The organism is Paenibacillus intestini (assembly GCF_030803945.1).
Lineage (GTDB): Bacteria > Bacillota > Bacilli > Paenibacillales > Paenibacillaceae > Paenibacillus > Paenibacillus polysaccharolyticus.
The window spans coordinates 84,226-98,582 of the sequence record NZ_JAURUN010000005.1 but is presented as its reverse complement, the minus strand read 5'-3'; the positions used below and the strand labels follow the sequence as shown (position 1 = coordinate 98,582).

The 14,357-nt window shown below is 46.3% G+C and carries 14 protein-coding genes; 9 read left to right on the top strand and 5 right to left on the bottom strand.

Annotation, left to right across the window (positions count from 1 at the left end; all coding sequences use genetic code 11):
- Window positions 1-102 precede the first annotated feature (102 nt).
- The 4 genes from J2T16_RS15520 to J2T16_RS15505 all read left to right on the top strand — a co-directional run bounded on the left by J2T16_RS15520 (window position 103) and on the right by J2T16_RS15505 (window position 4,044).
- Window positions 103-1,215, top strand: a complete 1,113-nt coding sequence (locus tag J2T16_RS15520) for a glycoside hydrolase family 88/105 protein (RefSeq protein WP_499018668.1) — start codon at window positions 103-105, stop codon at window positions 1,213-1,215.
- Window positions 1,212-2,258, top strand: a complete 1,047-nt coding sequence (locus J2T16_RS15515; RefSeq protein ID WP_499018667.1) for a pectinesterase family protein — start codon at window positions 1,212-1,214, stop codon at window positions 2,256-2,258. The genes J2T16_RS15520 and J2T16_RS15515 overlap by 4 nt, the downstream gene beginning before the upstream one ends.
- 159 nt (window positions 2,259-2,417) lie before the next feature.
- On the top strand, window positions 2,418-3,752 hold the full coding sequence (locus J2T16_RS15510) for a helix-turn-helix domain-containing protein (protein ID WP_499018666.1): 1,335 nt from the start codon (window positions 2,418-2,420) through the stop codon (window positions 3,750-3,752).
- 112 nt (window positions 3,753-3,864) lie between these two features.
- Window positions 3,865-4,044 (top strand): aspartyl-phosphate phosphatase Spo0E family protein, encoded by a 180-nt coding sequence (locus J2T16_RS15505; RefSeq protein WP_221790034.1) that lies wholly within the window; start codon window positions 3,865-3,867, stop codon window positions 4,042-4,044.
- A 49-nt stretch (window positions 4,045-4,093) separates the two neighbouring features.
- On the opposite strand, the gene J2T16_RS15500 is transcribed toward J2T16_RS15505, so the two are convergent.
- Window positions 4,094-4,936 carry an aldo/keto reductase gene (locus tag J2T16_RS15500; RefSeq protein ID WP_221790061.1) on the bottom strand — a complete coding sequence of 281 codons (843 nt, stop codon included), beginning with the start codon at window positions 4,934-4,936 and terminating at the stop codon, window positions 4,094-4,096.
- A gap of 207 nt (window positions 4,937-5,143) precedes the next feature.
- Window positions 5,144-6,364, bottom strand: coding sequence for an MFS transporter (locus tag J2T16_RS15495; protein WP_154889964.1), 1,221 nt, complete (start codon window positions 6,362-6,364; stop codon window positions 5,144-5,146).
- A gap of 168 nt (window positions 6,365-6,532) precedes the next feature.
- Between J2T16_RS15495 and J2T16_RS15490 the strand changes: the two genes are divergently transcribed.
- The 3 genes from J2T16_RS15490 to J2T16_RS15480 all read left to right on the top strand — a co-directional run bounded on the left by J2T16_RS15490 (window position 6,533) and on the right by J2T16_RS15480 (window position 8,210).
- Window positions 6,533-6,931 (top strand): winged helix-turn-helix transcriptional regulator, encoded by a 399-nt coding sequence (locus J2T16_RS15490; protein WP_090921468.1) that lies wholly within the window; start codon window positions 6,533-6,535, stop codon window positions 6,929-6,931.
- Complete coding sequence (locus J2T16_RS15485; RefSeq protein ID WP_090921470.1) at window positions 6,928-7,605, top strand: TIGR00266 family protein; 678 nt, start codon at window positions 6,928-6,930, stop codon at window positions 7,603-7,605. Before J2T16_RS15490 ends, J2T16_RS15485 begins: the two co-directional genes overlap by 4 nt.
- Window positions 7,606-7,748: 143 nt before the next feature.
- Complete coding sequence (locus J2T16_RS15480) at window positions 7,749-8,210, top strand: MarR family winged helix-turn-helix transcriptional regulator (RefSeq protein WP_154889966.1); 462 nt, start codon at window positions 7,749-7,751, stop codon at window positions 8,208-8,210.
- 136 nt (window positions 8,211-8,346) lie between these two features.
- Here J2T16_RS15480 and J2T16_RS15475 read toward each other — a convergent pair whose 3' ends face one another.
- Window positions 8,347-9,321: an aldo/keto reductase gene (locus J2T16_RS15475; protein WP_221790031.1), complete on the bottom strand. Its 975-nt coding sequence runs from the start codon at window positions 9,319-9,321 to the stop codon at window positions 8,347-8,349.
- 112 nt (window positions 9,322-9,433) lie between these two features.
- On the opposite strand from J2T16_RS15475, the gene J2T16_RS15470 reads away from it, so the two are divergent.
- Window positions 9,434-10,507, top strand: coding sequence for an LCP family protein (locus tag J2T16_RS15470; protein ID WP_499018664.1), 1,074 nt, complete (start codon window positions 9,434-9,436; stop codon window positions 10,505-10,507).
- A 283-nt stretch (window positions 10,508-10,790) separates the two neighbouring features.
- Window positions 10,791-13,460, top strand: coding sequence for a DUF2339 domain-containing protein (locus J2T16_RS15465; RefSeq protein ID WP_499018662.1), 2,670 nt, complete (start codon window positions 10,791-10,793; stop codon window positions 13,458-13,460).
- A gap of 72 nt (window positions 13,461-13,532) precedes the next feature.
- Here J2T16_RS15465 and J2T16_RS15460 read toward each other — a convergent pair whose 3' ends face one another.
- Both J2T16_RS15460 and J2T16_RS15455 read right to left on the bottom strand, forming a co-directional pair.
- Window positions 13,533-13,958, bottom strand: coding sequence for a hypothetical protein (locus tag J2T16_RS15460; protein ID WP_499018660.1), 426 nt, complete (start codon window positions 13,956-13,958; stop codon window positions 13,533-13,535).
- 116 nt (window positions 13,959-14,074) lie between these two features.
- Window positions 14,075-14,230, bottom strand: coding sequence for a hypothetical protein (locus J2T16_RS15455; RefSeq protein WP_167375744.1), 156 nt, complete (start codon window positions 14,228-14,230; stop codon window positions 14,075-14,077).
- Between the last annotated feature and the right edge of the window lie 127 nt (window positions 14,231-14,357).

Sequence of the window (14,357 nt, the reverse complement as noted above, 5' to 3'; positions counted from 1 at the left end):
TTATAGCTTAGAACGAATGAGTAGAATGAGAGCAGTGGCTAGTAACAGATTCGATATACGGTATTGTATTCGAACCAATACAAACTACTAGGAGGTAACGCGATGCAGGTACAGACGCAGTTATCCTGGTCTGAGCGAATTGCAGCTACAATTATGCAGCAATGTAACGAGGACGGATTCCATGCATTCCCTTCAGGACGATGGGCATACGTGGAAGGCATGACGTTAATGGCTATGGCACGAACAGGAGAAGAATACGGCAAACAGGAATATATCAATTTTATGAAAAGACATATGGATCTGTATGTGCATCCAGACGGCTCCATCGGTACCTACTCCCTGGAGGAATATAATCTGGATCAGATTAATCAAGGGAAGAACCTGTTTGCGTTATTGGATGATGCCAAGGATGGGCGCTACGCAGAAGCTGCTCATCTGCTCGCTGCGCAACTGGCAGGGCAGCCTCGCACATCCGAGGGTGGCTTCTGGCACAAAAAAATCTATCCGTTCCAGATGTGGCTGGATGGACTGTACATGTCTTCTCCCTTTCTCTCCCAATATGCGAAGACGTTTCAGCGTCCAGAGTTATTTGACGAAGTAGCTCATCAAATTCTGCTGGTCGAGCGCCAGACACGTGATCCACGTACCGGATTGTTATACCATGGCTGGGATGAATCGAAGGAGCAGATCTGGGCAGATTCCCTGACCGGATGTTCCCCGCACTTCTGGAGCCGAGCTATGGGCTGGTATGCCATGGCCATCGTGGATAGTGTTGAACATTTCCCGCTGAATCATCCTAAACGGGGTACGATTATTGGTATCTTTGAGCGGATGTGTAACGCCTTGGTACGAGTACAAGAGCAGGAGAGCGGACTATGGTTCCAGGTGCTGGATCAAGGGTTCCGCAAAGGAAACTATCTGGAGGCTTCAGGCTCAAGCATGTTTGTATATGCAATTGCGAAAGGTGTACGTTTGCGTTATCTGGAACCTCACTTCAGAACTGCGGCTGAAAAAGGGTGGCAAGGGCTTACGTCCAAGTTAATGGAGGAGACCACTGAAGGCGTTCGGTTGAATGGCATCTGCCACGGTGCAGGATTGAGTCTGGATCGTGATGGCTCGTACGGCTACTATGTCAGCGAGGCTATTGTAAGCGATTCCTTTATGGGAGTTGCTCCGTTGTTATTGGCCGCACTGGAAATGGAGCGTTTGCCATGACGGAGCAACGCTCGGCAGCGGATCTCGTGATGGAATCCTCTACTCCCTGTATTACGGTTGCTTCTGACGGATCAGGAGATTATACAACCATTCAGGCGGCAGTGGATGCTCATCCAGATCATGGTACTCAAGGCCTTCCGATCCGAGTGAAGGCAGGCGTGTATGTTGAGAAGCTGCACATGGATAAGCCGGGCATTCATCTGATTGGTGAGGGCGCCGAGCAGACGATCATCACCTATGATGACCATGCACTCAAGCGGTTTCCCGACGGTTCACAGTATCATACATTCCATTCGTACACAGCGTTTATCGGGGCTGATGATTTCAAGGCGGAAGGCATCTCTTTCGTGAATTCGGCTGGGCCAGGTAGCGAGGTAGGACAGGCGCTAGCAGTCTATGTGGATGGGGATCGTGCTGTGTTCCGTGGATGCCGTTTTATCGGTCATCAGGATACGATCTTTACCGGACCATTGCCTGAGCAACCGCTGGACCGCAGTTATTTCGGCGGACCTCGTGACGGTGCCGAGCGCAGGAAGTTAAGACAGTACTTCGAGGATTGTTATATCGAAGGGGATATCGACTTTATTTTTGGCTCGGCTACGGTTGTGTTCAAGGGTTGTGAGATCTTCACGAAGAGCCGCTTGACGGAAGCGGAGGTTGCAGAAGGACATGTGAATGGCTGGATTACAGCGGCTTCTACACCAGAGGATGTTCGTTACGGATATGTGTTTGTCGAATGTGATCTGACCAGTAATGCCCCTCCGCAATCGGTGTATCTGGGCAGGCCGTGGCGTAATCATTCCAAAGTCTGTTTCCTGAACTGCTGGCTCGGTGCGCACGTGAAACAGGAAGGCTGGCATAACTGGAACAAGGTCGAAGCGGAAACCACGGTTAATTATGCCGAATATAAAAGTGCCGGGCCAGGAGCCGGACGTGCAGATATGCGTGTGCCTTGGTGCAACATATTGAAGGACGAAGAAGCAGCCGAGTATGCGTTGTCACTCGTTCTGTCAGGGGAGGATGGCTGGAAGCCATTTGAATAAGCCGAGGCTGTGTCTAAATTTCGAATCGAATTTAGGTACAGCCTCTTTGGTGCTTTTTTACGTGCTGGATAATATTTGGACCCATGAATGATTCTTAATTGGTATAGTTATGTACAGGGGATTCAACCCATTACTTGTACGTTTGTGGAGGTGTGAATGATGGAGTGTACAAATTCAATTCGAGAAAGATTGATGCAGTACATACAGGATAATCATATTAAACATTCACACTTTGCTGTGACATCAGGCATAAATTCAGGGACGCTCAGCCGTATATTACAAGGCAATAAGCCCATATCTATGAATCAACTTATAGCGATTACCGCGGGTATGGGATTACCTGAAGATTATTTTTTTGATGATTATATAGACGAGTGTTTTTCAACCCTGATCTCCATCAGACGTATACGGCCGTTTATATTTCGTTGCGCTGATTTGAATCGAGTGGATTGTATCCAGCATATCACAAACCGTATTTTAGAAGACCTTGCTTATGTTCCCGTATTATTTGAGATGGCTGAGGAGTTATTTGACAATAACAAAAAAATGGCTGCAGCAGTTTTATACCGAGGGGTATGTGAAGCGGAAAAGTATCAGCATTCTGAGCGTCTTGCACGTTGCCAATATCGTTTGTTTCTAATTGATCAAGGGGACAATATGGAAAAAAATATACGAGCGGCGACTCAGTTTGAGACATACGTGAACCGGCTGGATGAAACCGATCAGCTTGAAGCATTAAAGCAATTATCACATGCATTCGGAATGGCCCATAAATGGGAGAAAGTGAATACACTTGCCAAAGAGATGCAACGAATCGCAACGATACAATATGAATTGCAACACCGTTCTGTTCGTTCGGAAGAAGTAAAGAAGGAGACAGAAAGACCGCTTTATTATTATATTTTATACGCCTATCTGGCCCAAGCTACAGCAAGTGAGAAGTGCGGTGATTACAAAAGAGCACTGGAACTTGTAGGTCTATATGATAATGGGGAACGCTGGGTTCGAGAGAAAGACGAGCAAGCTCAGCAGATTATTGGACAATTCTCAGAATGGGCTATTGCGAATACCTACCTGTATCGTCTGATGTCAGGAGAAGTGCAGATTATAAATGAATATGCTGATTATATAGCAACTCGCGAAGGTGAGATATTCATTGCTCTATGGCACATGATCCAGGCAGCGAATATATATCATTTCAATATTGACACGATTTTGGAACGATTTGCAGGATATATACCTTATCAATCGGGAAAAGCTGAATTCGGGGAGTATAAACCGACGATAATAAAAGAAAAATACGTCCAGTTTTTAGGGGATTTGGCCGTGTATCGCTTCGTTGAAAGTAAGGATAATCACTCTGCCACAGAGCTTATGTTAGAGGGCTTGAATCTATCTATAGCTATGGGGAGTAGCACAATTCTTAATTCCTGCTTAGCTATTTTCGAAAAAATTAGAGATCGTTCAGAGTTTTATGAAGCTAAGCAAGGCTAGAGATGGCCGTGTATTCGGTCAAATTTCATATAATAGTACTCTTTTTGTGCCTTTAAATTAATAATCTATATTCTGACATCAGATTCTACAATGTTTCAGAGAGGCTAATTTGATGAGAAAAAGTGTGCTTATACATTTGAAAATGGAGCGGGCTAGAAGCCACCTGCACGAACTTGCGAAGAAATATAACGGATTTCTGCATCCTGAAGTAATCAAGCAGTCGGTGATTCTGGATAAACTCGTTGACCAGTTTAATCATAAAGAAGAAAGCAAAAACAAAGCCGATGGATGAATAATCGACTTTGTTTGATAGGTTAATGGTCTTAATTTAAAGAATTGAATTAAAAATCAAAGTTATCCGGGTCCGGACCTACGCGCACATTCTCGTTCAACGAGTTGATCCGTTCCATCTCCTTAGTGGACAGCTCAAAGTCGAATATGTCAGCATTTTCGATAATCCGATGTTCTTTGGTTGATTTCGGGATGGTCACGACACCATTTTGCAGATCCCAGCGTAGGATGACTTGAGCGACAGACTTGTTCTTGGATGTAGCAATCTCCGTGAGTACCGCGTTGTCCAGCAATTCGCCTTGCATTAACGGTGACCAGGCCTCGAGCTGAATGCCATGCTGCTTACAAAATGATTTTAAATCCTCCTGCGTTAGACGCGGGTGGTACTCCACTTGGTTGACCATCGGTTTCACTTGTGCATCCTGCATCAGATCTTGCAGGTGATGAATTTGAAAATTACTTACGCCAATTGCACGGATTCGGCCTGCTGCGTACAATTCCTCCATGGCTTTCCAAGCACCCTTGTATTTGCCGGCTTTGGGCCAGTGAATCAGGTATAGATCGAGAACTTCCAGTCCCAGCTTGTTCATCGTGGTATCAAATGCGGCAAGTGTTTCCGTATATCCAAGATCAGCATTCCATACCTTAGAGGTAATAAAGAGGTCTTCGCGCTTTAACCCGTTTTCTTGCAATGCCTCAGCGATGGCCTGTCCAACTCCTGCTTCATTGCCGTAGATCGCTGCTGTGTCGATACTGCGGTAACCGTGTTTGATTGCACTTTTCACCGCCTCAATCAGTTCTGATCCCTCTTCGACCTTGAATACGCCTAGGCCAAACCAAGGCATGTGAACACCGTTATGCAATGTTGTAGTCGATTGTAGATTTTTTGCTATTGTCATGAGAAATCCTCCTTGAAATCTGTTTATATTTCTATTTAAAGTGATATTGCCAACAATTCATGATACAAAATTAAATCATACTAGATCAAATAACGTCCAACCTATATAGTAACGTATATAGTCTGTCGATATATAATATGAGGCCGGATACGGATTCGAGCGGTCTCTGATCTATAACGAGAAAGGTGCTTTTCTTCCAGATCAAACCTTAACAGGGTTTGGTTCCAACCTGTCTGAGTTTGTCGTAACTTGCTGTTCAAGATGTTGCGCCCATATCGTCAGGATTGCCGCAATAAGCACCATTAATGCACCGACCCATGTGGTATGGATCAAACCGATGGAGTCATTCACGACTCCGCCCAGATAGGCACCTATAGCAATTCCCCCGTTAAACGCAGCAATATTAAAAGCTGACGCGACATCTTTGGCTTGCGGTGCAAACTTTTCTGCGAGTGTAACCACAACGACTTGAAGGCCAGGTACATTCATGAAAGCAAGCAAGCCCATGCCCATAATGGTCACCAGTGCAGCCCATTTGAATGGAACGGTGAAATACAGGATGCCAAGGATGATCGTTTGCACAATGAACATGACAAGAAGTGACTTCAATGGCTTGCGGTTGGCTGCTTTACCGCCAATCATATTACCAATGGCAATGGCCACACCGTACAACAGCAGAATGATAGCGATCGTTTGATCCGAATAACCGCTGATGTCATGCAATAGCGGAGACAAGTATGTGAACACGACAAATGTGCCTCCATAGCCTACAGCCGTGATGATAAAAGCAAGCATCAGACGACCGCGTGTTACGAGTCTCACCTGATCCCGAAAGGGTGTACGTGTACCACGTTGTAACGTTGAGGGCACAAGCAAGAGGTTAGCGATCAGGGCAAGGATGCCAACAGCTACAATCAGAATAAAGGCTGCCCGCCAGCCAAGATTTTGGCCTACGAATGTACCAATAGGCACACCGGTTACCGTTGCAATGGTCAGTCCCGAGAACATCGTGGCAATAGCACTTGCTCTGCGGCCTTCTGGTACCAGATCAGCTGCTATGGTGGAGCCAATCGACATGAACAAGCCATGTGCGAGAGCGGATATCACCCGTGCGATAAGAAGTACAGTAATCCCGGTGGATAATGATGCCAGGGTGTTACCGGCAATAAAAACCAACATGATCGCGAGCAGCAACGTTTTGCGTGATATAGCCGATGTAAGTGATGTTAGAATCGGTGCACCGAACATCACACCCAGAGCATATATGGTAACGGTTAGCCCTGCTGAAGATACACTAATATGAAGATCATTTGCGATCAGTGGCAAGAGTCCTACACTGATAAACTCCGTCGTACCGATTGCGAAAGCGCTGATTGCTAATGCCAGTAGCGCCCAAGTGCTGTGTTTTGTCTCATGATGCATGTCCTGTTCAACTCCTAGAATGTAGATTTGCTTACCGGCAAATGCTATTATGAATTATTCGGTATGACATGAACAGTACGTACTTTTTAGTACCCTACGTACTTTTTGGTGCCTGCACATTAGCATGAACGGAAGCAAATCATAGATGCATCAGGGAGGAAGACAACGATGGAGCGCAAAAAATATAATATATCTGTTGAAGCAACGCTGGAGGTTATTGGCGGCAAATGGAAATGTGTTATTCTCTGTCACCTGACACATGGAAAGAAACGAACCAGTGATCTGAAGCGTATCATGCCCGCAATCACCCAAAAGATGTTAACGCAGCAACTGCGGGAGCTGGAGAATGACGGCATTGTAAAAAGAATCGTGTACAATCAGGTGCCACCCAAGGTAGAGTATGAATTGAGTGAATACGGCCGGAGTTTAGAGCCCATTCTGACCGCACTATGTAATTGGGGTGACCAGCATATCATCAAGGAATATGGCGACAAAGCAGCCGTGCTGGAGGATAATGGACTCAATGACTTTACTACCGACAATGACAGGGAGCTGATGAAACCGTGAAATACGAAATTCTATACGACGGCGCATTTGCTATGCTTAAGGTAGATTTACAGCGTGGAGAGCGTTTCAAGGCTGAAAGTGGAGCCATGGTGTCCATGTCGCCTACCGTTGAACTCAAAGGATCAGCAGAAGGCGGTATGCTCGCCGGATTTGGCCGTATGCTGAGTGGAGAGAAATTTTTCTTTCAGGAATTGACGGCCGCCGGGGGAAGCGCGGAGATTTTGTTATCTCCATCAACTCTGGGCAGTGTGGAGGCTGTAGAACTGGATGGCTCGTACTCTCTCTATGTACAGAAAGACGGATTTCTGGCAGGAACAGAAGGCATTCAGGTGAATACCAAAATGCAGAATCTGAAAAAAGGTCTTTTTTCCGGAGAAGGCTTCTTTATAATTGAAATCAGTGGACGAGGCACTGTGTTTCTGTCCTCATATGGTGCGATACATCCTATACAATTGGCTGCTGGCGAAGAGATTATTGTCGATAATGCTCACTTGGTGGCTTGGCCTCATTACGTTGATTATCGCATCGAAAAAGCATCCCAAGGCTGGTTGTCCAGTGTGACGAGTGGGGAAGGGTTGGTTTGCCGTTTTCGAGGAGAGGGCACCATCTTGATTCAGAGTCGAAATCCGCAGGGATTTGGTCAATGGATAAAACAGTTTATTCCTACACGATAAATCGTTATATTATTTCATAGATGAATGAATAGAGATGCAACGGAAGTGTATTTCGAAGCGTTATTATAACAGATTCGTTATACCATGTATGATATATACATACATCTCTGTTGCACAAGATCGTACATCACGGAGGTAGAACAATGAAAAGCTCACGATACACGAATCCGCAAGATAGTCCCGGATACCTGTTATGGCAGGTAACAACGATGTGGCAGAAGGAAGTGCGCAGGGTATTAGAACCCCTTGATCTGACACAGCCCCAATTTATTTTACTGCATACTTGTTTATGGCTTAATGAGCGTGACTTGGAAGGCAAGGGAGTTACCCAGGTACAGATTGCTCATTTTGCCAATGTAGACGTTAATGTTACCTCCCAAGTGTTACGAGCCCTCGAAAAAAGAGGTTACGTTAAGCGTGAGCGTCATCAGACGGACACACGGGCTAATATCATTACGACAACGCCTGAAGGCACAAGGCTGGCGATTGAAGGCATGAATCTCGTGGAGGAATCGGATAAAAACTTCTTCGAACTTCTCGCGGATCGTAAAGAGGGTTATATGGAAATCATGCAGGAGTTTATTCGGAATAGAGCAGAACATTAATACGGATTACATTTTGATTCATCAGCGGCTTTCGTTTACATGAGTGAATTCATGATATATTTTGCGCGAAAAATGACGAAAAATGGATAAACCTCCCTAACCATGTAAGGTTGGAAGGTTTATTTGTCATTAAAATCTAATCCAGTCTGTAGGATGCGAATGGCTGGCCATAACGGAAATCCTCGCTCAGCTGATCCAGTTCAGTCAGCAATTGATCTGAAAGCTTTAGGTCAAGGCTAGCCAGATTATGCTCTAGCTGCTCCGTCTGCGTGGCTCCTACAATTACGGTGGATACGGCCGGGCGAGTTAATAGCCATGCGAGGGATAGTGTACTTGGAGAGCAACCGGCGGCCTCTGCCTTGGCACTTACCTGCTCGCTTAGCCGAATATTATGCTCCAGCAAGAAGCGGTTGAACGACGGGTCGGTATCTGCTCTGGAGCCAGACGGAATACTGGCTTGTCCATTGTATTTTCCCGTCAGGATACCTCCAGCCAGAGGGAAATACGGGATAATGCCTACACTTTGATCGAGACACAGCGGAACGAGTTCGTTCTCAGGTGTTCGATCGGCGAGCGAGTAACTGGTTTGCGTGGAGATATACCGCGCATATCCACGCATCTCGCTAATGCCGAGGGCTTTCATTAGCTCCCAGGCGGCGTAATTGGAGGCGCCGATGTAGCGCACTTTGCCGGACGTAATCATGTCGTCGAGCGTGCGCAGGGTTTCATCCAGCGGGGTATGCGGGTCAAAGGTATGGATCTGGTACAGATCAACATAATCCGTCTGCAGACGCCGCAGGCTATGTTCCAGCTCTTGCTGTAGATGGTAGCGCGAGGAACCGCGCCCATGGGGACCATCATGCCGGGGCAAACCGGCTTTGGTTGCAAGCACAGCGTTTTCCCGCCGACCGGCCAGTGCCTGTCCAATGATTCGTTCCGATTCGGTGCCAGCATAGATGTTGGCGGTGTCAATAAAGTTGATGCCACGGTCCAGCGCTGCATGAAGAATGCGGGTCGAGGCGGCCTGATCTGCTCTTTTGCCAAATGCATTTGTGCCCAGTCCCAGTGCCGATACGCGCAGACCGCTGTTGCCTAAACGTCGATATTCCATCTCTCATCGCTCCTTTGGTGTCCAGTATTTGTATAGCCGATTATATCGTAATCTATTGAAAACGTGTTATTAATATAGTTAAATGAATGAAGAAACCGCAACTAAAGGAGATATGATGGAAAACAGTGCTGCACATTTAACTAGACGGAAGCCGAAGAAACCGAAGAAAAAATGGAAGAAGCCCCTTATCATCATACTGAGTTTATTGATTGTGCTCGGAGGCATCGGATTCATCTATCAGAAACAACTCGTTGTGCTGGCATTTAACCTGTTCGCCTCAGGTACGGTGAAGGAAGCTTTGGATGATTCGTATAAAGCCGCAGGGGATAAGGATGCGCCTGTTGTTCAACATACCGATCCTTTTTCATTGTTGCTGTTGGGCATTGACCAGCGGGATAATGAGCCAAGCCGTTCGGACACGATCATCTATTCTGTCGTGCGTCCAGAGGATAATAAAGTGTTATTGTTGTCTATTCCGCGTGACTCCTACACTGAAATTGTGGGTCGTGATGTGAAGTCCAAGATTAACTCGGCTTATGCCCACGGCGAAGCTAAAATGGCGATGGATACGGTGGAGAAGCTGCTGGAGAACAAAGTGGATTTCTATGCGGCGATTAACTTTCACGGTTTGAAAGACATTGTCGATGCGGTGGGCGGCGTGGAGCTGCCGATTAAGAAAGATATTGAGAATAAAAGTAAAGCGCATGAGAAGCTGTTCGTGCAAGCTAACAAACCGATCTATAACGGCGAAGAAGCACTGGGATATGTGCGTTATCGGGAAGATTCCGATTTCAACCGTACGATGCGTCACCGGATTTTCCTAAGTAGCTTCATGAATCGTGCGATGGAGGTCAAAAATCTGACCAAAATTCCAGACATCATCAAGATTGCCGGATCGAATTTTACAACAAATATGAAATCGGACTTTATTGTGAATTTTGCCGAGTCTCTATATATGAAGGACAGCATTCCAACCATCAGCAATTACATGCTGAAAGGCGATGGGAAAATGCGTAGCGGCACGTGGTATTATGATCTGTCTGATGAAGATCTAACCTATGTGCGAGGTATGATTACGAGCTGGCTTGACCCGAATACAACGCAATTGATTGAGCCGGAATCGGATGACAAGAAAGAGGGCACGGAGTCGTCAACACAAGATTCAACAACGCAGACGGGGAATTAAAGGGTTTAGTTATAAGTATGAACATGTACGTGGTAGTAGTGTGGGTAAATGGATATAAAACAAGCAAATAGTCTGGAAGCATAAAAGAAGCCTTGGGCAACTTTATGCTTCCAGGCTTTTTTGTGCTCTATTCGTTCAAGTGGTCAGGAGAAGCGGGATGAGTTGGGGCACCCGGCAAAGTGTTGGTAAGGTATCAGCAAAGTATCTGTTCTGTAAACCCTTTTTTGAGCTATCTATAGTAAAATATAGGAAAACAACTTATGACAACCAATGGAGGAAGTCCATGAAGGAATTTAAGGAGCGGCTTAGGCAGGTTCAGGAGCAGCAGAGGCAACTCGCTAAGGACTATCAAGCCTTACTACAGGAGTATCAGTCCGATGACCTTACGGTTCGCAACGAACAGTTGCTGGAGCAGACGGAAACGCAGCAACTTAAACTGCAACAACTGGAACGTCGTGCACGCCAGATGGAAGAAGAGAATGCGCGTCTTCGCATGGCATTGTCCGAGCAGATGCTGGACGAGAAGCTGAATCTGATCCGGGTATCGCGGGAGAAGATGGAGACCTATTTTCAAGGCAAAACGGCAGTACATAACGACCATATCAGCGAATTGGAGCATCGAACCAAAGCTAATCTGAATACTATCTTCAATCAGGCTTCCCAGCATCTGCAAGAGGATGCGGCTGAAATGAAGGAACGGATTGCCTACCTGGCAAACGAGGTGAAATCACGGATCGAATCGCACAAGCAGGCTGTGTGGGAGAGAGCTGAGGCAGTTCGCGGCCAGATGCAGCATGGTTATGAGCAGATGGCAGAGGAGGAGCTGAGCGAGGAAACGATCCAACGCCGAATCAAGCAAAATCGGATGGAGATGCGGATCGGGCTGAGCTGGATTAACAAGGTAGCGATACTGCTCCTGATTCTGGGAGTCGGCGCAGCCTTTCGATACTCCTATTCAACGTGGTTTAGCGATGAGATGAAGGGTGCGGGCTTTTTCCTGCTTGGCGCACTGATGCTAGCAGGTGGGGAGTGGCTGTTCCGCCGGAAACAAAAAACATTTGCCATGGGACTGCTTGGCGGAGGCATATCTGTGTTATTTGGTTCGATATTCTACAGTTATTTCCTGCTGCATATTATCGGGCTGTACACAGGTTTGGGTTTATCTGTGCTGGTGTCAGCTGTGTCCGTCTTGTTGTCTTTAAGGTATCAGTCCAAGACGATCTGTTCCTTTGGTCTTGTGGGTGGATATTTGCCATTCTTCTCTTACCTGTTCACGTTTGGGCTGGAAGGCACAGCGGTCTATACCGCAATGATCTATCTGTTGCTGCTGAACGGCATCATTGTGTTTATTTCCTTTGGGCAGCGTTGGCCGGTAGTGCACTACATCAGCTTCCTGTTCCACACGCCGTCCATGCTGATTCTGTTGTGGCTGTCGCCGAGTGAACAGGTGGGGATGCTGTATTCTATGGTGACTTTTGCCCTGTATCTGGGTATTACGCTTGCGTATCCGTTTAAACATCGGGTGAAGCTGACTTGGTTGGATTTTGCCTTGTTAGCAATGAATACGAGCTTGAGTTGTCTTGTTTTATATGTATTGCTTGATGCGGCGGGCTGGAATGGTGCGCAGGGCTTGCTTGCTGTTATTTTTGCACTCGTCTATCTCGGACTTGCGAGGTTTGTTCAGCGGCATATGGCGCAGGAGAAGCAGACCATTTTACTGTTCTATCTTACGTCGCTCACCTTTACCATTCTGTTTGTTCCGTTCCAGTTTGGTTCGAAATGGCTGTCGATGGGCTGGCTGATTGAAGGCGTGTTACTGGTTACGTTTGGACATTTCAGAAAATTTAAGGCAGTCGAGCGTGCGGGCTGGGGCATCGTGCTTCTATGTATTACATTCTTTGTGCAGTATGATTTGTTATCATTATTCTTTGTGGGGGAACAGTCGTATTTTATGTTAAAATACTCCAGTCTTACGCTGGGAACTCTGCTCATTACGCTTTATTATGCTTGGGCAGTACGCGGAAACGCCACCGAAGGAAGGGGAAGGAGCCTCAGCTATGCCCCGTGGGAGCGTGGTTTCCTGGAAGGTTTCAGGTACGTGACCCTTGTAAATGTATGGTTATACGTGCTCTATGAATCCAACGAACTGTATGTCAGAGCTATGGATGAAACGTTCGTCTTATATATGTTCTATAAGCTGCTTATGTTTGCGGCGCTGACGATTGCTCTGGCGTATGGACTGGGCAAAGTGAAGATGCTTCGTGATCCATTCCTGCGGGGATATACACTCTTTTTGCATGGCATTGGGTGCTGCATTGCACTGGCGGTAACCTTGACGATGCCAGCATTGCAGCCAGGTGTAGAACAGCATACGGCAGCCGAAATTGTCGGACTGATTGTGCTAATTATTTTCAACGTGGGTGTATTCTTCGCCGGGCGTGACCTGCTCATTACAAGCATACGTGGTCAGTTCAAAAGTGTCGAGTGGTATCCCGTTATTGCGGGCATCTACTTGCTCGGCGTCATCACCGTGTTCCTGACCATTCAGTTCCAGTGGGATGACATAGGACTGATGTTCAGCTTGATCTACCTTGTGCTGGCTATTCTCTATATTGCGTACGGGTTCCGTAGAAAATATGTCATGATCCGGCGTCTCGGTCTGGGCCTGACGTTGTTCGCAACTGGCAAGATGGTGTTCTACGATGTCAGTCTGTTGACGGCAGGCAGCAAAATCATCGCGTATTTCAGCTTTGGTCTGCTGCTACTGGGTATCTCGTATCTGTATCAGAAGGTGTCCAGCCGGATGGAGGAGATTCAGGAGAAGGTTGAGGGTGAGGGTCAAAACATATCCACTACGAATATAATAAATCCAACAGATCAATCAACACGATCCAATGAATCTGAGAAAAGTACCTCAGGTACATCCGAAGAAACAGATAATGAACAACATTGATGTAGGCTTATAACGTCGTCAAAGGACTCTGGAATTAGAGTGATTTCAGAGTCCTTTTGAGTGCAAAAAATGCTATGGGATCGCTTCGTAGAACTCAGTCATGAGGTCTGCCAGTTCACCCTGTGGCTCGATTGGCTGATGATTCATATCGGTAGGTGTCATATAAAATATGACGGTTTCCTGTTTGAACATGGTCACATGAAATAACACGCCTGTTGTGTCTTCTGCGTCTGGATGCTGAACAATTTTTACATGTCGAATCTTTTCAATCCAGTCATGGATCAACTTGGGATTGGTCGTTCTTTTTGTAGAACCGTCACTGCCACTCATGATTTCAATTGAATCTACTTCAGTGATGTTATTTGGATAGAACGACCCCAGCTCTCGTGGAGTTTTATTTAGTTCCGCTGGGTTGGGCAGATCAGAGCTTTGACAACTGCTAAGGATCAAAGCAGCAAAAAGAGCACATGTGATTGCGTGAATGGTATTTCTTTTCACTGTAATTCCTCCCCTTATATTGTGGAACGAAGGACGTGCTACAAATGTTTCGTATAGATGACATTCGTGAAACGTTTTGTACAGGAGTCGCGTTTATAATAGAGTAGCTGCCACATTTAAGGTTGATTGTTCATTCGAAGCCACGAGATTTCGGAGGCCGATGTCCCTTCTGGTGATACACCGCCATCGTTACTCACGCGTGACAGCACGGTTAGGGTGATTGATAAAGCGAAAGCAAGCAGCACGTATATCAAAATGGTTTTTTTCTTCATGGGAAATACCTCTCTTGTTGAATAAGCTAAAGCGTCCGTCAGGGCGTTATGAGAAAAAATGCACAACGTCTGGTATAGTTATAGAATGAGTAAAGAATGTTTAAGCCTGTTTAAGTCTATGGTGTTC